Below are 22,020 nucleotides of genomic sequence, written 5' to 3' on the forward strand. Positions count from 1 at the left end.
GTCCTGCTTCCTTTTCTCAGACAGTCAGGGCTGTCGCTTCGCTGTGCGAGGGGCTCGCGCCCTCCGCTCAGCGGCGACGGCCCTTCTTGTCGTCCTTCACGTGGCCGCGGAAGGTCCGCGTGGGGGCGAACTCGCCGAGCTTGTGGCCGACCATCGCCTCGGTGATGAACACCGGGACGTGCTTCCGGCCGTCGTGCACGGCAAATGTGTGGCCCAGGAAGTCGGGCGTGATGACCGACCGACGGGACCAGGTCTTGATGACGTTCTTGGTCCCCTTCTCGTTCTGGGCGTCCACCTTCTTCTGCAGGTGGTCGTCGACGAAGGGGCCCTTCTTCAGGCTACGAGGCATCAGTCAGGCTCCTATCAGCGCTTCTTGCCGGTACGGCGACGGCGGACGATCAGCTTGTCGCTCGCCTTCTTCGGGCGGCGGGTGCGGCCCTCGGGCTTGCCCCAGGGGCTCACCGGGTGACGGCCACCGGAGGTCTTGCCCTCACCACCACCGTGCGGGTGGTCGATCGGGTTCATGACCACACCGCGGACGGTCGGGCGCTTGCCCCTCCAGCGGTTACGGCCGGCCTTGCCCCAGTTGATGTTCGACTGCTCGGCGTTGCCCACCTCGCCGACCGTCGCGCGGCAGCGCAGGTCGACGTTCCGGATCTCGCCGGACGGCATGCGCAGCTGCGCGTACGGGCCGTCCTTCGCGACGAGCTGCACGGAGGCACCGGCCGAGCGGGCGATCTTCGCGCCGCCACCGGGCCGCAGCTCGACGGCGTGGATGACCGTACCCGTCGGGATGTTGCGCATCGGCAGGTTGTTGCCGGGCTTGATGTCGGCACCGGCACCGGCCTCGACGACGTCGCCCTGGCTCAGCTTGTTCGGCGCGACGATGTAGCGCTTCTCGCCGTCCGCGTAGTGCAGCAGCGCGATGCGAGCCGTGCGGTTGGGGTCGTACTCGATGTGAGCGACCTTGGCCGGCACCCCGTCCTTGTCGTGACGGCGGAAGTCGATGACGCGGTACGCGCGCTTGTGACCGCCGCCCTTGTGACGCGTCGTGATGCGGCCGGAGTTGTTGCGACCACCCGTCTTGGACAGCGGGCGGAGCAGCGACTTCTCCGGCTGCGAGCGCGTGATCTCGACGAAGTCGGCGACGCTCGCGCCGCGGCGGCCCGGCGTCGTCGGCTTGTACTTACGGATTCCCATGGAAACCTGTCCTCAATCTGCTCTCGTCCGGCTCAGCCGACCGGCCCGCCGAAGATGTCGATCGACCCCTCGCGGAGGGTGACGATCGCACGCTTGGTGTCCTTGCGCTTGCCAAGGCCGTAACGCGTGCGCCGCGTCTTGCCCTTGCGGTTGATCGTGTTCACCGAGGCGACCTTCACGTCGAAGACCTTCTCGATGGCGATCTTGATCTCGGTCTTGTTGGCCCTCGGGTCCACGACGAAGGTGTACTTGCCCTCGTCGAGGAGGTTGTAGCTCTTCTCGGAGACGACCGGCGCGATCAGGATGTCGCGCGGGTCCTTCTGCACGGTGGTCACTTGGCGTCCTCCTCGGCGGAGAGGTTGTCCTGGAACTCGGCCAGGCCGTCCTCGTCACCGTCGGCCAGGAACTGGGCCTGCTTGGCGAAGTTGCCGGCACTCGACGGGACCTTGACGCCGGCCTCGGTCAGCGCGGCGCGGATCTCGTCCTCGGTGGCCGCGGCGAGCTTGGCCCACGTGGTGTAGCCGGCGCCCGTGAGCGCGGCGGCGATCTTCGGGCCGATGCCCTCGAGCCGCTTCAGGTCCACCGGGGCGGACTCGTCGGCGGAAGCAGCCTGCGCGGCCGGGGCCGCAACGGCCTCGGACTCGGTGGCGACGGCCTTCGCGCCCTTGCCCGCGGCGGGACCCGCGAGGAACGCGGAGAGCGCGGACTCGGTGAAGATGACGTCGTCGGCGACGAGCACGTCGTAGGTGTTCAGCTGGTCGGCGACCAGGACGTGCACCTCGGGCGCGTTGCGCAGCGACTTGTGCGACACCTCGTCCGAACGCTCCAGCACGACGAGCACGTGCTCGCGGGGAGTCAGGGACTTGATGGTGGCCAGCGCCTTCTTCGTGGAGGGCGTGCCCTCGATGCCGAAGCCGGACACGACGTGGACGCGACCGGCACGAGCGCGGTCGGACAGGGCGCCGCGGAGAGCGGCGGCCTTCATCTTCTTCGGGGTGCGCTGGTCGTACGAGCGCGGCTGCGGGCCGTGGACGGTGCCACCACCGGCGAACTGCGGGGCGCGTGTCGAACCCTGACGGGCGCGACCGGTGCCCTTCTGCTTGTACGGCTTCCTGCCACCGCCGCGGACCTCGCCGCGGGTCTTGGTGGCGTGCGTGCCCTGGCGGGCCGCCGCGCGCTGGGCGACGACGACCTGGTGGATCAGCGGGACGTTCACGGCGACGTCGAAGACCTCGGCGGGGAGCTCCGCCGTGCCCGACTTCTTGCCGGAGGCGTCAAGGACGTCCACCGACAGTGCGGTCTGAGCAGACATGGTGGCGTCACGCTCCCTTCGCGGCGGTACGGACGAGGACGACGCCACCCTTGTTACCGGGAACCGCGCCCTTGACGAGCAGCAGACCCTTCTCGGCGTCGACCGCGTGAACGGTCAGGTTCTGGACGGTCTTGCGGGCGTTACCCATGCGACCGGCCATGCGCAGGCCCTTGAACACGCGCGACGGCGTCGAGGCGCCACCGATCGAGCCGGGCTTGCGGTGGTTGCGGTGCGAACCGTGCGAGGCGCCGACACCGGCGAAGCCGTGGCGCTTCATGACACCCGCGGTGCCCTTGCCCTTGGTCGTGCCGGTCACGTCGACCACGGCACCGGCCTCGAAGGCCTCGGCGGTGATCTCCTGACCGAGCGAGAACTCCGCGGAGTTCTCGGTGCGCACCTCGGCCACGTGACGGCGCGGCGTCACGCCGGCCTTGTCGAAGTGGCCCTTCATCGGCTTGGTGACCTTGCGCGGGTCGATCTGGCCGTACGCGAGCTGGACGGCGGCGTAGCCGTCCGTCTCCTCGGTACGGATCTGGGTCACGACATTCGTGCCCACCGACACGACCGTCACCGGCACGAGGCGGCCGGCCTCGTCCCAGGTCTGGGTCATGCCGAGCTTGGTCCCGAGCACCGCGGTCACGTTCTTCTGCTGGTTGGTCATGATGATGTCCTCCAGCCTCAGAGCTTGATCTCGATGTTCACGTCCGCAGGCAGGTCGAGACGCATGAGCGAATCGACGGCCTTGGGCGTCGGGTCGACGATGTCGATGAGCCGCTTGTGCGTACGCATCTCGAAGTGCTCGCGGCTGTCCTTGTACTTGTGAGGCGACCGGATGACGGTGAAGACATTCTTCTCCGTCGGCAGCGGCACCGGGCCCACGACCGTCGCACCAGCGCGAGTGACCGTGTCGACGATCTTGCGCGCCGAGCTGTCGATCACCTCGTGGTCGTAGGACTTGAGCCGGATGCGGATCTTCTGTCCCGCCATGGCGTCGTCTGACTCTCTCTCTCGAACCGCTACTGTCCGACCCCCGCGCTCGGGCGTGTCGCGCTGTGCGGCGCACCCGTGCACACGCACCTACCCGGTGCGGGGCCGTTGGGAAGTGATCTCCTGCGAGGCATCTCGCTCGGACCACGACGTTTGCCGAGCCTGCTCGGAACAGTGCCGTCGGTGACAACCGTCGGCGTGTGCTCCGCGGGGCACATTTCTGGCGTCGATACTCAGACGCAAAACCCCGCAGCCTCTCCGGGGGAGAGGACCGCCCAGCCAACATGGCGGCTGCGGCTTCGCACACTGTTCGACACAAGAAAGAGCGCGCCCGTAACAGGCAACTGCTCAAGTCTGCCATACGATTCCGCGGAACTCCAAGCGGGACCGGTGTGATATGGCACGCGCACGACGAAGGGCCCGGACGCCGAGACGTCCGGGCCCCCGTCGAAAGGGCGTCAGGCCGAGATCACTTGAGGATCTTGGTGACGCGGCCGGAACCGACCGTGCGACCACCCTCGCGGATGGCGAAGCCGAGGCCCTCTTCCATGGCGATCGGCTGGATCAGCTCGACCGTCATCTCGGTGTTGTCGCCCGGCATGACCATCTCGGTGCCCTCGGGCAGCGTGATGACGCCGGTGACGTCCGTGGTGCGGAAGTAGAACTGCGGGCGGTAGTTCGAGAAGAACGGGTTGTGGCGGCCACCCTCGTTCTTGCCCAGGATGTAAACCTGCGCCTCGAAGTTGGTGTGCGGCGTGATCGAACCCGGCTTCACGACGACCTGGCCGCGCTCGACGTCCTCGCGCTTGGTACCGCGCAGCAGCAGACCGGTGTTGTCGCCGGCCTGCGCCTGGTCCATCTGCTTGTGGAACGTCTCGATACCGGTGACCGTGGTCTTCTGCGGCTCGCGGATACCCACGATCTCGACCTCGGAGTTGATGTCGAGCGCGCCGCGCTCCACCTTGCCGGTGACGACGGTGCCACGACCGGTGATCGTGAAGACGTCCTCGATCGGCATGAGGAACGGCTTGTCCAGGTCGCGCTGCGGCTCCGGGACGTTCTCGTCGACGGCCTCCATGAGCTCGACGACCTTGGCCGTCCACTCGGGGTCACCCTCGAGGGCCTTGAGGCCGGAGACGCGGACCACCGGGACGTCGTCGCCGGGGAACTCCTGCGACGACAGCAGCTCGCGGACCTCCATCTCGACGAGCTCGAGGAGCTCCTCGTCCTCGACCATGTCGGCCTTGTTGAGCGCGACCAGCAGGTAGGGCACGCCCACCTGGCGGGCGAGCAGCACGTGCTCACGCGTCTGCGCCATCGGACCGTCGGTCGCGGCGACCACCAGGATCGCGCCGTCCATCTGGGCGGCACCGGTGATCATGTTCTTGATGTAGTCGGCGTGACCGGGGGCGTCAACGTGCGCGTAGTGGCGCTTCGGCGTCTCGTACTCGATGTGCGCGATGTTGATCGTGATACCGCGCTGCTTCTCCTCCGGCGCGGCGTCGATCTCGTCGAAGTTGCGCTGCGTGTTCGCCGGCAGGTCCGGGTACTTGTCGGCGAGCGTCTTCGAGATCGCGGCGGTCAGCGTCGTCTTACCGTGGTCGACGTGACCGATCGTGCCGATGTTGACGTGCGGCTTGGTCCGCTCGAACTTGGCCTTAGCCACTTGGGTCCTCCTGGGACTTGGGTAGATGTTCCGAACGTTGCGGGTGTCGGCGAGAGAGCCTACAACCGCGGGGCGTCGGGCTTCCTACAGGTTGGTTGTACGGTTCGACCTGTGGGGACTCACTCGCCCCGGGTCTTCTTGATGATCTCGTCGGCAACCGCCTTGGGAACCTCGGCATAGCTGTCGAACTGCATCGAGTACACGGCGCGCCCCTGCGTCTTGGACCGAAGGTCACCGATGTACCCGAACATCTCGCTCAACGGTACGGCGGCACGAACGACCTTGACACCGGTGGCGTCCTCCATGGACTGGATCATCCCACGACGCGAGTTCAGGTCGCCGATCACGTCGCCCATGTACTCCTCGGGCGTGCGGACCTCGACGGCCATGACGGGCTCGAGCAGCACCGGGTCGGCCCGCTTCACGCCCTCCTTGAACACCATCGAGCCGGCGATCTTGAACGCCATCTCCGAGGAGTCGACGTCGTGGTACGCGCCGTCGAGCAGCGTCGCCTTGACACCGACCACCGGGAATCCGGCCAGCACGCCCTGCTCCATGGCGGACTGGATACCCGCGTCCACCGACGGGATGTACTCGCGCGGGATACGCCCACCGGTCACCTCGTTGGCGAACTCGTAGAGCTCGCCCTCCGTGGTCTCCAGCGGCTCGAAGGTCACCTGGACCTTCGCGAACTGGCCCGAGCCACCCGTCTGCTTCTTGTGGGTGTAGTCGATCTTCTCCGCCTTGCGACGGATCGTCTCGCGGTACGCCACCTGCGGCTTACCGACATTGGCCTCGACCTTGAACTCGCGGCGCATGCGGTCCACGAGGATGTCGAGGTGGAGCTCGCCCATACCGCCGACGACGGTCTGACCGGTCTCCTCGTCCAGGGAGATGCGATACGTCGGGTCCTCGTCGAGGAGCTTCTGGATCGCCGTGGACATCTTCTCCTGGTCGGCCTTCGTCTTCGGCTCGATCGCCACGTCGATGACGGGCTCCGGGAAGGACATCGACTCGAGGATCACCTGGTCGTTCGGGTCGCTCAGGGTGTCACCGGTGGTGACGTCCTTGAGGCCGATGAACGCGTAGATGTGGCCCGCCTGGGCCTCCTCGACCGGGTTCTCCTTGTTGGAGTGCATCTGGAACAGCTTGCCGATGCGCTCCCGCTTGCCCTTGGTGGTGTTGTACACCTGGGCACCCTGCGAGACCTTGCCGGAGTACACGCGCACGTAGGTGAGCTTGCCGAAGAACGGGTGCGTCGCGACCTTGAACGCCAGACCCGAGAAAGGCTCCGTCGCGTCGGCGTGACGCTCGACGACCTTCTCGGCGTCCTTGACGTCGTGCCCCTCGATCGAGGGCACGTCGAGCGGGGACGGCAGGTAGTCGATCACCGCGTCGAGCATGGGCTGGACGCCCTTGTTCTTGTACGCGGAGCCGCACAGCACCGGGAACGCCTCGGACGCGATGACCAGCTTGCGGATACCCGCCTTGATCTCGTCCTTGGTCAGCGCCTCGCCGCCGAGGTACTTCTCCATCAGTTCGTCGTCCGCCTCGGCGACGGCCTCGACGAGCTCCTCGCGGTACTGGTCGGCCTTCTCCTGCAGGTCGGCCGGGATGTCCTCGACCTCGTACTCCTCGCCCATCTTCGTGTCGCCACGCCAGGTGAGCGCCTTCATCTCGACGAGGTCGACGACGCCCTCGAAGTCGTTCTCCGCGCCGATCGGCAGCTGGATCACGAGGGGCTTCGCCTTGAGGCGCTCCACGATGGTCTTCACCGTGAAGTAGAAGTCCGCACCCAGCTTGTCCATCTTGTTGACGAAGCAGATGCGCGGGACGTCGTACTTGTCGGCCTGGCGCCACACCGTCTCGGACTGCGGCTCCACGCCCTCCTTGCCGTCGAACACCGCGACGGCGCCGTCGAGCACGCGGAGCGAGCGCTCCACCTCGACCGTGAAGTCGACGTGGCCGGGCGTGTCGATGATGTTGATCTGGTTGTCGTTCCAGTAGCACGTCGTCGCGGCGGACGTGATCGTGATGCCGCGCTCCTGCTCCTGGGCCATCCAGTCCATCGTCGAGGCGCCGTCGTGCGTCTCACCGATCTTGTAGTTCACACCCGTGTAGAACAGGATGCGCTCGGTCGTAGTGGTCTTGCCGGCATCGATGTGGGCCATGATGCCGATGTTGCGGACCTTCTTCAGGTCGGTCAGCACGTCGAGTGCCACGGTCTCTTACCCCTCTGTGGGTCTGGTCCGGGATCCGGATCCACCGAAGGCCCCGGTGGTGACCGGGGCCGTCGGAGCAATTATTACCAGCGGTAGTGCGCGAAGGCCTTGTTGGACTCGGCCATCTTGTGCATGTCCTCGCGGCGCTTGACCGCCGCACCGAGACCGTTCGACGCGTCGAGGATCTCGTTCATCAGACGCTCGGTCATCGTCTTCTCGCGGCGGGCCCGGGAGAAGTCGGTGAGCCAGCGCAGTGCCAGCGTCGTCGAGCGCGACGGGCGCACCTCGACCGGCACCTGGTACGTGGCGCCACCGACACGGCGGGAACGCACCTCGAGCGCGGGGCGGACGTTGTCCAGCGCGCGCTTCAGCACGACGACCGGATCCTGGTCCGTCTTCCCGCGGACACCCTCGAGCGCGCCGTACACGATCGCCTCGGCGGTGGACTTCTTCCCGTCGAGCAGCACCTTGTTGATCAGCTGCGTGACGACCGGGGACCCGTACACCGGGTCGACGATGAGCGGCCGCTTCGGGGCCGGTCCCTTGCGGGGCATCAGCTCTTCTCCTTCTTGGCGCCGTAGCGGGAGCGCGCCTGCTGGCGGCCCTTCACGCCCTGCGTGTCGAGGGCGCCGCGGATGATCTTGTAACGAACACCCGGGAGGTCCTTCACACGGCCGCCACGCACGAGCACGATGGAGTGCTCCTGCAGGTTGTGGCCGACACCGGGAATGTACGCGGTGACCTCGATGCCGGTGGAGAGCTTCACGCGCGCGACCTTCCGGAGCGCGGAGTTCGGCTTCTTGGGGGTGGTGGTGTACACACGGGTGCACACGCCGCGCCGCTGGGGGGAACCCTTGAGGGCCGGGGTCTTCGACTTCCCGGCCTTGGAGCTCCGGCCCTTGCGGACGAGCTGCTGGATCGTAGGCACTACGTCTCCGTCGTCTCTCGAGCTGGTGGTGCCGGCGGGTGCCGCCGACGCCCTTCGTTGGTCTGTGGCTGGTGCGTGCCGATCGCACGCGGCACCCGCGGCCCTTACGGGTCCGCAACGCCACCTACCACCGGCTCGATGGCCCGGTCGATCTCACCTGCAACGCAGAACCCTGCGGGAGATTTCTCCGGGATGCCTGCGCACTCACGTCAGCCGCTCCCGCCGGATCACGAGGAGGCGATCCGCAGAATTGTGCGGCCAGACGGCGCTGGCACGTTGAACAAGGCTACCCGCGGCCTCGCGGGCGGTCAAAACGAAATGACTGTGAGGTCCATGACCTCAGATGCCCGACGGCGGCCGGGTTCACGTTCCGGAAGAACGCGGCCCCGACCGCCGTCGGACGGTGACACCTGTCAGCGGAAGTCGCCGAAGTCCAGGTCCTCCAGCGGGATCGCCTCGCCCGAGCCCATACCGAGCGTCGGGAAGTCGATGTCGTCGTACCCGAAGCTCGGGTACAGCTCCGCCTTGGCCTGCTCCGTCGGCTCGACCTCCACGTTCCGGTAGCGGGCCAGGCCCGTGCCGGAGGGGATGAGCTTACCGATGATGACGTTCTCCTTGAGGCCGAGCAGCGGGTCACGCCGGCCGCTCATCGCCGCCTCCGTGAGCACGCGGGTGGTCTCCTGGAAGGAGGCCGCCGAGAGCCACGAGTCGGTGGCGAGCGACGCCTTGGTGATACCCATCAGCTCCGGACGTCCGGCAGCCGGCTGGCCACCCTCCGCCACGGCCTTGCGGTTCGCGTCCTCGAAGCGGATGCGCTCCGCGAGCTCACCCGGCAGGAGGTCGGAGTCACCCGAGTCGAGCACGGTCACCCGGCGCAGCATCTGCCGCACGATGACCTCGATGTGCTTGTCGTGGATGTCCACGCCCTGCGAACGGTACGTCTCCTGGACCTGCTCCACCAGGTGGCTCTGCGTCGCACGCGGTCCGAGGATGCGCAGCACCTTCTTCGGGTCGACGGCGCCCTTGACGAACTGGGTGCCGACCGCCACGTGGTCGCCGTCGTGCACGAGCAGCGTCGCGCGCTTGGTGACCGGGTACTTGATCTCCTCGGCGCCGTCGTCCGGCTTGAGGACGATGTGCCGCGTCCGCTCCGTGTCCTCGATCGAGACCGTGCCGGTGAACTCCGCGATCGGCGCCTCACCCTTGGGGGTGCGGGCCTCGAAGAGCTCGGTGACACGCGGCAGACCCTGGGTGATGTCCTCGGCCGCCGCCACACCGCCGGTGTGGAACGTGCGCATCGTGAGCTGGGTACCCGGCTCACCGATCGACTGCGCCGCGATGATGCCGACGGCCTCGCCGATGTCCACGAGCTTGCCCGTGGCCAGGGAGCGGCCGTAGCACTTGGCGCAGGCGCCCACGCGCGACTCGCAGGTGAGCACCGAGCGGACCTTGACGTCGGCGACGCCCGCCGCGACGACGGCCGCGATGGCCACGTCGCCGCAGTCCTCGCCGGCGCCGGCCACGACGTTGCCGTCCGCGTCGACCACATCGGTGGCGAACGTGCGGCCGTAGACGCTCGTCTCCACCAGCGGGTGCGGGATCAGCGAACCGTCGTCGAGCTTCTCGGCGACCGGGTGGGTGAGACCACGCTGGGTGCCGCAGTCCTCCTCACGGATGATCACGTCCTGCGAGACGTCCACCAGGCGACGGGTCAGGTAACCCGAGTCCGCCGTACGCAGGGCCGTGTCCGCGAGACCCTTTCGCGCACCGTGGGTGGCGATGAAGTACTCGAGGACGGACAGGCCCTCGCGGTAGTTGGACTTGATCGGGCGGGGGATGATCTCGCCCTTCGGGTTGGCCACGAGACCACGCATACCGGCGATCTGGCGCACCTGCATCCAGTTACCACGCGCACCGGAACCCACCATGCGCAGCACCGTGTTGCGCGAGTCGGACTCCAGGTTGTCGCGCATGACCTGCGCGACCTTGTCCGTCGCCTGCGTCCACAGCTCGATGAGCTCCTGACGGCGCTCGTCGTCGGTGATAAGACCGCGCTCGAACTGCTGCTGCACCTTGAGGGCGCGCGCCTCGTGCTCGTCGAGGATCTGGGACTTCTCCACCGGTGCGGCCACGTCGCTGATCGCGATCGTGACGCCCGAGCGGGTGGCCCAGTAGTAGCCGGCGTCCTTCAGCGCGTCCAGCGCCGCGGCGACCTCGACCTTCGGGTACCGCTCCGCCAGGTCGTTCACGATCGCGGAGAGGCGCTTCTTGTCGGCGACACCGTTCTCGTACGGGTAGTCGACGGGGAGCGTCTCGTTGAACAGGTAACGGCCGAGCGTCGTCTCGAACAGGATCGGCTGACCCTCTTCCCAGCCCTCCGGGGTCTCGAAGCCCTTCGGCGGGACCAGGTCGTCGATGCGCAGCCGGATCTTGGCGTTGATGTCCAGCTCGTGGCGGTCGAACGCCATGAGAGCCTCGGCCACCGACGCGAACGCCCGGCCCTCGCCGTCGGCGCCCGGACGGTCGCTCGTCAGGTGGTGCAGGCCGATGATCATGTCCTGCGAGGGCATGGTCACCGGGCGGCCGTCCGACGGCTTGAGGATGTTGTTGCTCGAGAGCATGAGGATGCGGGCCTCGGCCTGCGCCTCGGCGCTCAGGGGCAGGTGGACCGCCATCTGGTCACCGTCGAAGTCGGCGTTGAACGCCGCGCACACGAGCGGGTGCAGGTGGATGGCCTTGCCCTCGACGAGCTGCGGCTCGAACGCCTGGATACCGAGGCGGTGCAGCGTCGGCGCACGGTTCAGCAGGACCGGGTGCTCGGTGATGACCTCCTCCAGCACGTCCCACACGACCGGGCGAGTCCGCTCGACCATGCGCTTCGCCGACTTGATGTTCTGCGCGTGGTTCAGCTCGACCAGACGCTTCATCACGAACGGCTTGAACAGTTCGAGCGCCATCTGCTTGGGCAGACCGCACTGGTGCAGCTTGAGCTGCGGACCGACCACGATGACCGAACGGCCCGAGTAGTCGACGCGCTTGCCGAGCAGGTTCTGGCGGAACCGGCCCTGCTTGCCCTTGAGCATGTCGGAGATCGACTTCAGCGGGCGGTTGCCCGGGCCCGTGACGGGCCGGCCACGACGGCCGTTGTCGAACAGCGAGTCCACGGCCTCCTGGAGCATCCGCTTCTCGTTGTTGACGATGATCTCTGGCGCGCCCAGGTCGAGCAGCCGCTTGAGGCGGTTGTTCCGGTTGATCACGCGGCGGTACAGGTCGTTCAGGTCCGACGTCGCGAACCGGCCACCGTCGAGCTGCACCATCGGGCGCAGGTCCGGCGGGATGACCGGGACGGCGTCGAGCACCATCGCCGTCGGCGAGTTCGTCGTGGTGAGGAACGCGTTGACGACCTTGAGGCGCTTGAGGGCACGCGTCTTGCGCTGGCCCTTGCCGGTGCGGATGGTCTCCTTCAGCGACTCCGCCTCGGCCTCCAGGTCGAAGGTCTCCAGGCGCTTCTGGATCGCGGCCGCGCCCATGGCGCCCTCGAAGTACGTGCCGTAGCGGTCCTGCAGGGCGCGGTACAGCAGCTCGTCGCCCTCGAGGTCCGCGACCTTGAGGTTCTTGAACCGGTCCCAGACCTGCTCCAGCCGGTCCAGCTCCTGGTCCGCACGCTTGCGCAGCTGAGCCATCTCGCGCTCGGCCGAGTCACGGACCTTGCGGCGCGCGTCCGCCTTGGCGCCCTCGGCCTCCAGCTCGGCGAGATCCTGCTCGAGCTTGGTCGCCCGGGAGTTGATCTCGTTGTCCCTGCGGTCCGTGATCTCCTTCTTCTCGAGGTCGATCTCGTTCTGCAGGTTGGGCAGGTCCTCCTGGCGCGCCTCCTCGTCGACCGAGGTGATCATGTACGCGGCGAAGTAGATGACCTTCTCCAGGTCCTTCGGCGCGAGGTCCAGCAGGTAGCCCAGGCGCGAGGGCACGCCCTTGAAGAACCAGATGTGCGTGACCGGGGCGGCCAGCTCGATGTGGGCCATGCGCTCACGGCGAACCTTGGAGCGCGTGACCTCCACACCGCAGCGCTCGCAGATGATGCCCTTGAAGCGCACGCGCTTGTACTTGCCGCAGTAGCACTCCCAGTCGCGGGTCGGGCCGAAGATCTTCTCGCAGAAGAGCCCGTCCTTCTCCGGCTTCAGGGTGCGGTAGTTGATGGTCTCGGGCTTCTTGACCTCGCCGTGCGACCAGGCGCGGATGTTGTCGGCCGTGGCGAGGCCGATGCGCAGCTCGTCGAAGATGTTGACGTCGAGCAAGGTGTCCTACTTCCTCAAAGCGTTCTCGAAAAATCCTGGTGTTCCGGGCATGCCCGGTTTCAGATCTCGTCGACGGTGGACGCCGAGTTGGGCCGGCGGGACAGGTCGATCCCGAGCTCCTCCGCGGCGCGGTACACCTCGTCGTCGGACTCCTTCATCTCGATGGCGGCGCCGTCGCTGGACAGCACCTCCACGTTCAGACAGAGCGACTGCATCTCCTTCAGGAGCACCTTGAAGGACTCCGGGATACCCGAGTCGGGGATGTTCTCGCCCTTGACGATGGCCTCGTAGACCTTGACACGGCCGGGGACGTCGTCGGACTTGATGGTGAGCAGCTCCTGCAGCGTGTAGGCGGCGCCGTACGCCTCCAGGGCCCACACCTCCATCTCGCCGAACCGCTGACCACCGAACTGGGCCTTACCACCCAGCGGCTGCTGCGTGATCATCGAGTACGGACCGGTCGAACGGGCGTGGATCTTGTCGTCCACCAGGTGGTGGAGCTTCAGGATGTACATGTAGCCCGTCGAGATCGGCTCCGGGAACGGTTCGCCGGAGCGGCCGTCGAAGAGGCGTGCCTTCCCGTCCAGACCGACCATGCGCTGCCCGTCACGGTTCGGCAGGGTGGTCGTGATGAGGCCGCGCAGTGCGTCCTCCTGCAGACCGTCGAACACCGGCGTGGCGACCGGGTCGCCCGGCTTGCTCGACCGCGCGATCTCCGGCACGTTCTCCAGCCACGCGGCGTTCGGGTCCTCGGCCGCGGAGACGTCCCAGCCCTGCTTGGCGACCCACCCGAGGTGCGTCTCCAGGACCTGACCCACGTTCATCCGGCCGGGCACGCCCAGCGGGTTCAGGATGACGTCGACCGGGGTGCCGTCCTCGAGGAACGGCATGTCCTCGACCGGCAGGATCTTCGAGATGACGCCCTTGTTGCCGTGGCGGCCCGCCAGCTTGTCGCCCACGGTGATCTTGCGGCGGTTCGCGATGTAGACGCGCACCAGCTGGTTCACCCCGGCGGGCAGCTCGTCGCCGTCCTCCCGGTTGAACTCGCGCACCGCGATGACCGTGCCCGACTCGCCGTGGGGCACCTTCAGCGAGGTGTCGCGCACCTCACGCGCCTTCTCACCGAAGATCGCGCGGAGCAGGCGCTCCTCGGGGGTCAGCTCCGTCTCGCCCTTGGGGGTGACCTTGCCGACCAGGATGTCGCCCGCGCCGACCTCGGCACCGATCCGGACGATGCCGCGCTCGTCGAGGTCGCCCAAAACCTCCTCGGAGACGTTCGGGATGTCCCGCGTGATCTCCTCGGGGCCGAGCTTCGTGTCGCGCGCGTCGACCTCGTGCTCCTCGATGTGGATCGAGGAGAGCACGTCGTCCTCCACGAGCCGCTGGCTCAGGATGATCGCGTCCTCGTAGTTGTGGCCCTCCCACGACATGAACGCCACGAGCAGGTTCTTGCCCAGGGCGAGCTCGCCCTCGTCGGTGGCCGGACCGTCCGCCAGGACCGAGCCGACCTCGACGCGCTGCCCCTCGTCCACGAGCACCCGCTGGTTGTAGCTGGTGCCCTGGTTCGACCGGATGAACTTGTGCACGCGGTAGGAACCGGTGGTGCCGTCGTCGTTCGCGACCAGCACCAGGTCCGCGGACACCTCGGTGACGACACCGGGCTTGGTCGCCACGATGACGTCGCCCGCGTCGATCGCGGCGCGACGCTCCATGCCCGTACCGACCACCGGCATCTCGGAGCGGACCAGCGGCACCGCCTGGCGCTGCATGTTCGCGCCCATGAGCGCGCGGTTCGCGTCGTCGTGCTCGAGGAACGGGATGAGCGCGGTCGCGACCGACACCATCTGCCGCGGCGAGACGTCCATGTAGTCGACCTCGGTGGCCGGGACGTCGTTCGTCTCGCCGCCCTTGGTACGGACCAGGACACGGTCCGTCTCGAAGGCGCCGTCCGCGGTGAGCGCCGTGTTCGCCTGCGCGATGACGTGGCGGTCCTCGTCGTCGGAGGTGAGGTACTCGACCTGGTCGGTGACCCGGCCGTTCACCACCTTGCGGTACGGCGTCTCGATGAAGCCGAACGGGTTGATCCGCCCGAACGACGCGAGCGAACCGATCAGACCGATGTTCGGGCCTTCCGGCGTCTCGATCGGGCACATCCGGCCGTAGTGCGACGGGTGGACGTCACGGACCTCCATGCCGGCGCGGTCACGCGAGAGACCGCCCGGGCCGAGCGCCGACAGGCGGCGCTTGTGCGTCAGCCCGGCCAGCGGGTTGTTCTGGTCCATGAACTGCGACAGCTGCGAGGTACCGAAGAACTCGCGGATCGACGCCACGACCGGTCGGATGTTGATCAGCGTCTGCGGGGTGATCGCCTCCACGTCCTGCGTGGTCATGCGCTCGCGCACGACACGCTCCATCCGCGACAGGCCCGTACGGACCTGGTTCTGGATGAGCTCACCCACGGCGCGGATGCGGCGGTTGCCGAAGTGGTCGATGTCGTCCGTCTCGACGCGGACGTCGACCGGCTCGCCGTTGCGCGTGCCGGGGATGGTGTCCACGTCGGCGTGCAGGGCGGCGAGGTACTTGATGGTCGCGACGATGTCGCTCACGGAGAGGGTCGACTCCGTCAGCGGCGCGTCCGTGCCGACCTTCTTGCCCAGCTTGTAGCGACCGACCTTCGCCAGGTCGTACCGCTTGGGGTTGAAGTAGAAGTTCTCCAGCAGCGTGCGGCCGGCCTCGACCGTCGGCGGCTCGCCCGGGCGGATCTTGCGGTACAGGTCGACGAGAGCCTCGTCCTCGGTGTGGACGTGGTCCTTCTCCAGGGTGTCGAGCACCGACGGGAAGTCCGCGAACTCCTCCCGGATCTGGGCCTCGGTCAGGCCGAGTGCCTTGAGCAGCACCGTGACCGGCTGCTTGCGCTTGCGGTCGACGCGGACGCCGACGGCGTCGCGCTTGTCGATCTCGAACTCCAGCCACGCACCGCGCGACGGGATCACCTTCGCGGAGAAGACGTCCTTGTCGCTGGTCTTGTCCGGCGTACGCTCGAAGTAGACACCCGGGCTGCGCACCAGCTGCGAGACGACGACACGCTCGGTGCCGTTGATGATGAAGGTGCCGCGCTCGGTCATGAGCGGGAAGTCACCCATGAACACGGTCTGGCTCTTGATCTCACCGGTCGTGTAGTTCACGAACTCCGCGGTCACGAACAGCGGGGCGGCGAACGTGAAGTCCTTCTCCTTGCACTCGTCGGCCGAGTACTTCGGCGGCTCGAAACGGTGGTTGGAGAACGACAGGGACATCGACTGGCCGAAGTCCTCGATCGGCGAGATCTCCTCGAAGATCTCTTCCAGACCGGAGGCCTCGGGAACGTCGTTCCGGCCACCGGCCTTCGCTGCCTCGACCCGGGCCTGCCAGTCGGCATTACCCAGCAGCCAGTCGAAGCTCTCGGTCTGCAGACCGAGCAGGTCGGGAACTTCGAGCGGTTCGTGGATCTTGGCGAAGGAGACGCGGCGGGAGGCGGTACGGTTCGCGATGGCGTCGGCGGACGGTGCTGAAGGGGTGCGCGAGGCAGCCAAGAGGGGTCCTTCCCTGCAGTACGGGGTGAACGCTGTACGCTCGGGTGCGGCAGGAAGCTCGGCCGGCTTCACCGATGGTCCGTGGACACCCCGTCCAAGGGTTTGACCAGGTCGTTCGGGAAGCGGTGTGGCGGCGTCGAGGGCACACGCGGGCGCAAAGCGCTAGCATACCTATTCACTTCAAGTATGTCTACTCGTCGCCTGTCGCGCACGCCGAATCGAGGTTGATCCGGAAATTGGTGCGCATCCGCACCGACACGACAAGACGGGACGAGGCCCGCACTCCCGGGAGTCCGGGTGTGCGGGCCTCGTGTCTCATGGTGACCACCCGACGACGGCGCGGGCCGCGCCGGGCGATCACCTGCCCGAGGCGGGCAGAGGTCACACGACCTCGTGGCTCACTTGAGCTCGACGGTGGCGCCGGCGCCCTCGAGGGCAGCCTTGGCCTTCTCCGCGTCTTCCTTGCTGGCACCCTCGAGGACCGGCTTCGGAGCGCCGTCCACCAGGTCCTTGGCCTCCTTCAGGCCGAGGGACGTGAGGGCGCGCACCTCCTTGATGACGCCGATCTTCTTGTCGCCGGCCGCCGTGAGGATGACGTCGAACTCCGACTTCTCCTCCTCGGCGGGGGCGCCGGCGTCGCCGCCGACCGGGGCGGCAACGGCCACGGCGGCCGGGGCGGCCGCGGTGACGTCGAACTTCTCCTCGAAGGCCTTCACGAACTCGGAGAGCTCGATGAGCGTGAGCTCCTCGAAGGCGGACAGGAGCTCGTCGGTGCTGAGCTTCGCCATGATGGCGTTCCTTTCACTTCAGCGCTTCGCGGGCGTGCGCCCGCCAGAAGCAGGGGGTTGTGTTCGCAGTACCACCGCGGGTCACGCGGCGGCACCCTCCGATTCCTGCTTCTGACGCAGGGCATCGATGATGCGGGCGACCTGGGTCGGCTTGGCGGTGAACGCGTACGCCGCACGGGTCAGCGTGGCCTTCAGGCCGCCGGCCACCTTGGCCAGCAGGACCTCGCGGGACTCGAGGTCCGCGAGCTTCGTGATCTCCGCGGCGGTCAGGGCGTTCCCGTCGAGGACACCGCCCTTGATGACCAGCGCGGGGTTCGCCTTGGCGAAGTCACGCAGACCCTTCGCAGCCTCGACCGGGTCCCCGGTCACGAATGCGATGGCGGACGGGCCCTTCAGGTCGGCGTCGAGACCCTCGACACCGGCCTCCTTGGCCGCGATCCCCGTCAGCGTGTTCTTCACCACGGCGTAGGTTGCGTTGCCGCTGAGCGACCGGCGCAGATCCTTGAGCTGCGCGACGGTGAGCCCGCGGTACTCGGTCAGCACGGCCGCGTTGGACTCGCGGAGCTTGTCCGCGATCTCCGCGACGGCGGCTGCCTTGTCCGGCCTCGCCATGGCAATCCTTCCGGTGGTGGTACCGCCGTTTCCTCGGGCACGGGGCCCGGGACGATCCCCACCGACACAAAAGAGCCCCGGCGCAGGCGCACGGGGCTCGGAACACATACGGCCGGAGGGCCGCACGGATCGTCGTCGTTCACCTGCGCAGGCCTCCGCGTGTCAGCGGGACTTCGGCCCTCTGCTCCCCGTTTCCGGGCAACGTCGGACGACCGGCGGTCTGTGGTTACCGCACAAGAGTACACGAGACGCGCGACGCCGGCGGTCGGCGGCCGCGTGCGCCTCACCACACCCGGCCGCCCGGGGCGAGTGCGGCCCCGCGGGAGCGACGCCGTCGTACCGGCACGACATCGCTCCGCACCTCGCTCCCCGCACCGTCACAGCGATTCCAGGGCGGCGAAGCAGACCAGCGGGACCGGTTGGTCCGCCTCCGCGCAGGCTGCCGCGAGCGCGGCCTCCGGGTCGTCGGTGGCCCGGAGGTGGGCGTGGAAGCGGGGCATGACCCGGGCGGCGAGGGCGTCGGGCAGGGGTGCCACCGCCGCGACGACCGCCCGCGCGCCGAGCCGGAGCAGGACCGACGTGAGTCCCAGGACCTCTCCCCCGACCACCTCCGAGGAGCCGCCGACCTCGCACGCCGCGAGCACCACCACGGAGGCCGGCAGCCGCATCCCGTCGAGCTCGTGGGCGAACAGAGGGCCGTCGGCCAGTTCGATCGAGGCGAAGAGGGGGTTGTCGGCGTCGTGCCGGCCGTGGGCGGCGAGGTGGACGACGTCGTGCGTGGCGAACGCCTCACGGACCGCCGCGGTGGTCGCGGCCCGTCCGGTGAGCACCGTCGCGCCCGGCCATTGCCGGCCCACCGCGTCCGCCTCGCCGGCTCCGTGCGCGACGCCGGGCCCGGACGCGGCGAGCAGGCGACGGCGGGTACCGGGACGGGCGTCGCGACGGCCGCGTGCCACGTGCGAGTTGACGGACGTGCGCTGCCCGCGCCGGGACGGCAGCGCCGCCCACGGAATGCCCAGCAGGGGTTCGCGCGCCACGACGTGCAGGTCCTCGTCCGCCCCCAGGGGTGCCAGGACGGCGTCGTCCAGCTTCTTGAGGGACCGGTCGAGAGAGGCCCGAGCCGCGGCGCGCAGGGGTGGGGGGATGTGTTCGTTGGCGGCCACGGCGATGTCGGCGCGGACGCGGCGTACCCGTTCCTCGACGCCGGAGGGTTCGCCGAGGTCCAGGAGGGCGGCACCGTGGCCGTCGAGCCGGACGGCGCGCAGGCGACCGCCGAAGACCGCGAAGTTGGCGACCACGGCACCGGCGCCGAGAGCGCGCACCGTCTCGCGGGCGGTGACGGGCTGGTCGACCTCGGCGTCCCCGGCGTGCAACCAGGAACGCTCGCGCACCTGGTTCTGGAGCAAGCCGGCACGGCGGGTGAGCTCCTCGCGCTCGGCGGCGTGGACGCCGTCGGCGGGCAGCTCCCGGGCGCGGCCGAGGAGGCCCCGCGCCTCGGCGAGAAGTTCGGCGGCGGCCGGGTCGTCGGGCGGTGTGACGCGGCCCGCGCCTGCGAAGGTCGAGCGGCCTCGTTCGAGCGCGTCGAACAAGGCGTGCGGCCGTCCTGTCGTCAGGGCCGCCCCGACGTCGACGAGCTGGAGGTCCACCCCATGCACGGCGGCTGCCGTCACGGACTCGACGGCGCCGAGCCGTGACCGGTGCTCGCGGAGCAGCCGGAACCCCTGGCGCACCGCGCGAAGCCCCCGGGCGCGGTTGTGCTCGGCGAAGGCCAGTTGCGCCGCCACGACCAGGCGCTGGATACGGAAGGTGAGCGGGGTACCGGGGCTGTCCCTCCCGACGACGTCGAACTCCCGGCGGGCTCGGAGGATGTCCCCGGCGAGCACGAGCCAGCGTGCGGCGACGAGCCTGGCGGCGTGGCCCGGGTGGTAGCCCAGGAACGCGCCGGTTCCGTCGCCCTCTCGCGCCACCTCCAGCGCCGACTCCGCCCGACGCCGGGCGACCGCCGAGGTCGGCGCCTCGAACCGGGTGGCTCCCAGCTCTGCCTCGAGTTCCAGGACCTGCGCGAGCGCCGCCATCGACGGATTGCCGGCGTCGGCGAACCGCCGGCTCGCGCGCCGGGCCGTCCGGCGAGCCGCGTCGTACTGGCGGAGCCCGAGCAGGCACCGGGCGTGGAACCACTCGGCCTCGGCGTGGTCCGCCCGCCATCCCACCGTGGCGAGCTGTTCGACGGCCGTCCGCAGGAGGCGTTCGGCGTCCTCGAGCAGTCCGCTGTCGAAGAGCACCTCGGCGCGCGCCAGAAGCGGGATGCCGTCGTCCCGGTCCGGCGTCAGATCGTGGGATCGCTCCATCGACGCGAGCGCCCCGGGCAGGTCTCCCATGGCGTACAGGGCATAGCCGATGTTGCCCAGCGCGAACGAGGTGGACATGACGTTGCCGGACTGTGCCGCGTGCTCGTAGGACTCCTGGTAGTCCCGCAGGGCGGCGTCGAACATGCCGAGCTCGCTGTGGGCGTTGCCCCGGTTCAGGAGCAGGATCGCCCGTTCCTCGTCCTCGAGCATCTCGGCGTTCTCGCAGGCCTGGGAGAAGTGGTCGAGCGCGGCACGTGTACTGCCGGTGCGGATCAGAAGAACTCCGCGTTGCAGCTGGACCAAGGTCGCGAGCGACGTGTCCGACGACGCCTGGGCGAGCTTCTCGGCCTGGAAGCACAGCTCCATGGCGTCGTCGAGCGAGTCGGTCCGCATGAGCACCGAGTTCGAGAGGCCCAGGTGGCCCCGCACGGCGAGGCCGTCCCACACGCGTCGTCGCGCGTCCGGGAGCCGCTCGACGTCGATCGCCTCGATCTCGTCGAGCACGCGGCGGAACGCCGCCTCCCCGGCGGCCCAGCGCGCCCGCTTGTTCAGCTCCCGCGCCTCCTTGAGCCGGGAGGCGAGCGACTCCAGCCGTGAGTCGTCCACCGTCATGGCCCCGGCCTCATCGTGCGGCGACAGGTTCCGGCATACCCGTGACGGCCTCCACCGCCCGCCATGCCATCCTCACCCGGTGCCCCTCCTCGCCTCCGTACCGCTGGTCGAGAAGCTGCTGTGCGAGTTCTCCGGCGAGGACGGGTGCCGCGAAGGAGGTTCCGCTCCACTGCGCGAAGCCCCCGGTGTAGTCGTCGGGGTCGGTCGACTCGCGGACCGGGTCACCACCGAGGAACTGCGGTTGCAGGGGACCGTCGGCCGTGACCGGCATGGTGCTGACGACTTCGCGTCCGTGCCGCACGCAGGTGACCCAGGGGCCGTCGTTGCTGAAGTCGGCGAGCGTGCCGTTCGGGTTCGACGCGGCGACCGACAGGATCGGCGGGTAGTCGGGATGCAGGTCGCGGACGTCCAACGGCTCCGCACGGTCATCGAGCCGCCGGACGTGCGGCGCCCAGGCCGCGGGGAAGATCTCGCGGTCGTCCCCGTCGTTGCCGGCCGACACCACGACGAGCACGCCGGCGCGGCGGAGATCCCGCAGCGCGCCGCGGAGCACGCCTTCGTAGTCGTCGTCCTCCACGATCTCGGGGCGGAACCCCATGGCGAGCACGAGGACGTCCACCGGCGCGCAACGGGGATCGCCCGCGAGTCCGCGCAGGTGGTACTCCAGCAGACGTTCCATGGTGCGGATGAGGTCCCATTCGCGGACCAGGCCGTCCGTCGACATGGCCCGCACGGGCAGGATCGCGGCGTCCGGGCACGTCTGGTGCACGACGCCCGCGATGAACGTGCCGTGGCCGGCGAACGGAGTGAGACCGTCGGGCGTGGTGTCCGGCTCGTCCTCCGTGTAGGTGCCGAGAGGGCGTCCGTCGACCTCCGCGTCACGGATCACCAGCCGGTCTCCGTCCAGCCACGGATGTTCCCCGATCCCCGTGTCGACGACCGCCACGACGGGACGGTGCATCCCGTGCTCGGTGCGCCACGGCACGGGGCCGTCGCCGAACAGACGGCGCGGCGCGGGACCGATCCGGTGCGCGGGCTCCCGGTCCCCCGGCACCGGGAGCCCGCCCCCGTTCCGGTGCCCCACGAGAACGTGGTCGAGTCCGATGCGCTTGCGCTCATCGGGATCGACGGCGGACGCGATGTCGTCCAGCAGGTCCCAGACGTCGCCGTCGTCCCCCGCGAGGTGCACGGCGAGGCCGGGCTGCGGCGCGCCTCCGCGTGACCCGGCACGCTCCAGGCGTTCCTCCGCGAGTTCCAGGCTCCGTTCCGCGGCGCGTTCCCGGAGCAGGTCCAGCAACGGATCCGGGTCGTCGCCCGGGGTGGTCCGGAGGATCAGGCGGTCCGCGACGTAGCGTGTGGGCGCCAGCGGGACCTGCCTACGGCAGTGCGCCGATTCCGGGTCCAGGTCGCGGACCGGGCGCCATCCTCCGGTGTGGTCGCGTACACGCGGGGTCTCGGGGAAAGAACTCACAGGGGTC

Annotated in this window: 16 protein-coding genes and 1 pseudogene; all 17 read right to left on the reverse strand. The window is 68.8% G+C overall.

What is annotated here, in order from left to right; translation table 11 throughout:
• Positions 1–67 precede the first annotated feature (67 nt).
• The 17 genes and pseudogenes from rpsS to J0911_RS06610 all read right to left on the reverse strand — a co-directional run bounded on the left by rpsS (position 68) and on the right by J0911_RS06610 (position 22,013).
• Complete coding sequence (gene rpsS, locus J0911_RS06535; protein ID WP_192860861.1) at positions 68–349, reverse strand: 30S ribosomal protein S19; 282 nt, start codon at positions 347–349, stop codon at positions 68–70.
• Between the two features lie 14 nt (positions 350–363).
• Complete coding sequence (gene rplB, locus J0911_RS06540; protein ID WP_207274639.1) at positions 364–1,200, reverse strand: 50S ribosomal protein L2; 837 nt, start codon at positions 1,198–1,200, stop codon at positions 364–366.
• A gap of 32 nt (positions 1,201–1,232) precedes the next feature.
• On the reverse strand, positions 1,233–1,535 hold the full coding sequence (gene rplW / locus J0911_RS06545) for a 50S ribosomal protein L23 (protein WP_207274640.1): 303 nt from the start codon (positions 1,533–1,535) through the stop codon (positions 1,233–1,235).
• Entirely contained in the window at positions 1,532–1,783 is a 252-nt protein-coding gene (locus tag J0911_RS21270) for a helix-hairpin-helix domain-containing protein (RefSeq protein WP_372434851.1), read from the reverse strand. Before J0911_RS21270 ends, rplW begins: the two co-directional genes overlap by 4 nt.
• 30 nt (positions 1,784–1,813) lie before the next feature.
• Positions 1,814–2,512: pseudogene (rplD, locus tag J0911_RS06550) on the reverse strand (50S ribosomal protein L4); the annotation flags it as partial.
• A gap of 7 nt (positions 2,513–2,519) precedes the next feature.
• Positions 2,520–3,173: a 50S ribosomal protein L3 gene (gene rplC, locus J0911_RS06555; protein WP_192860857.1), complete on the reverse strand. Its 654-nt coding sequence runs from the start codon at positions 3,171–3,173 to the stop codon at positions 2,520–2,522.
• A 17-nt stretch (positions 3,174–3,190) separates the two neighbouring features.
• Positions 3,191–3,499, reverse strand: a complete 309-nt coding sequence (rpsJ, locus tag J0911_RS06560; RefSeq protein WP_043498203.1) for a 30S ribosomal protein S10 — start codon at positions 3,497–3,499, stop codon at positions 3,191–3,193.
• Positions 3,500–3,968: 469 nt separating this feature from the next.
• A complete protein-coding gene (tuf, locus tag J0911_RS06565) occupies positions 3,969–5,165 on the reverse strand; it encodes an elongation factor Tu (protein ID WP_207274641.1) in 1,197 nt (398 codons plus the stop codon).
• A gap of 119 nt (positions 5,166–5,284) precedes the next feature.
• Positions 5,285–7,387 (reverse strand): elongation factor G, encoded by a 2,103-nt coding sequence (gene fusA / locus J0911_RS06570; RefSeq protein WP_207274642.1) that lies wholly within the window; start codon positions 7,385–7,387, stop codon positions 5,285–5,287.
• A gap of 83 nt (positions 7,388–7,470) precedes the next feature.
• Positions 7,471–7,941, reverse strand: a complete 471-nt coding sequence (gene rpsG / locus J0911_RS06575; protein WP_192860854.1) for a 30S ribosomal protein S7 — start codon at positions 7,939–7,941, stop codon at positions 7,471–7,473.
• Complete coding sequence (gene rpsL / locus J0911_RS06580; RefSeq protein WP_123815741.1) at positions 7,941–8,315, reverse strand: 30S ribosomal protein S12; 375 nt, start codon at positions 8,313–8,315, stop codon at positions 7,941–7,943. The genes rpsG and rpsL overlap by 1 nt, the downstream gene beginning before the upstream one ends.
• Before the next feature lie 413 nt (positions 8,316–8,728).
• Positions 8,729–12,610, reverse strand: coding sequence for a DNA-directed RNA polymerase subunit beta' (locus J0911_RS06585; RefSeq protein ID WP_207274643.1), 3,882 nt, complete (start codon positions 12,608–12,610; stop codon positions 8,729–8,731).
• Between the two features lie 59 nt (positions 12,611–12,669).
• Positions 12,670–16,182 carry a DNA-directed RNA polymerase subunit beta gene (gene rpoB / locus J0911_RS06590; RefSeq protein ID WP_207274644.1) on the reverse strand — a complete coding sequence of 1,171 codons (3,513 nt, stop codon included), beginning with the start codon at positions 16,180–16,182 and terminating at the stop codon, positions 12,670–12,672.
• A 398-nt stretch (positions 16,183–16,580) separates the two neighbouring features.
• Entirely contained in the window at positions 16,581–16,970 is a 390-nt protein-coding gene (gene rplL / locus J0911_RS06595; protein ID WP_207274645.1) for a 50S ribosomal protein L7/L12, read from the reverse strand.
• 81 nt (positions 16,971–17,051) lie between these two features.
• A complete protein-coding gene (gene rplJ / locus J0911_RS06600) occupies positions 17,052–17,582 on the reverse strand; it encodes a 50S ribosomal protein L10 (protein WP_207274646.1) in 531 nt (176 codons plus the stop codon).
• Positions 17,583–17,959: 377 nt separating this feature from the next.
• Positions 17,960–20,542 carry a CHAT domain-containing protein gene (locus J0911_RS06605; protein ID WP_207274647.1) on the reverse strand — a complete coding sequence of 861 codons (2,583 nt, stop codon included), beginning with the start codon at positions 20,540–20,542 and terminating at the stop codon, positions 17,960–17,962.
• Between the two features lie 10 nt (positions 20,543–20,552).
• A complete protein-coding gene (locus J0911_RS06610) occupies positions 20,553–22,013 on the reverse strand; it encodes a S8 family peptidase (protein ID WP_207274648.1) in 1,461 nt (486 codons plus the stop codon).
• Positions 22,014–22,020: the final 7 nt, after the last annotated feature.

Origin of the sequence: Myceligenerans salitolerans, assembly GCF_017349295.1 — a bacterium.
GTDB classification, from domain to species: domain Bacteria; phylum Actinomycetota; class Actinomycetes; order Actinomycetales; family Cellulomonadaceae; genus Myceligenerans; species Myceligenerans salitolerans.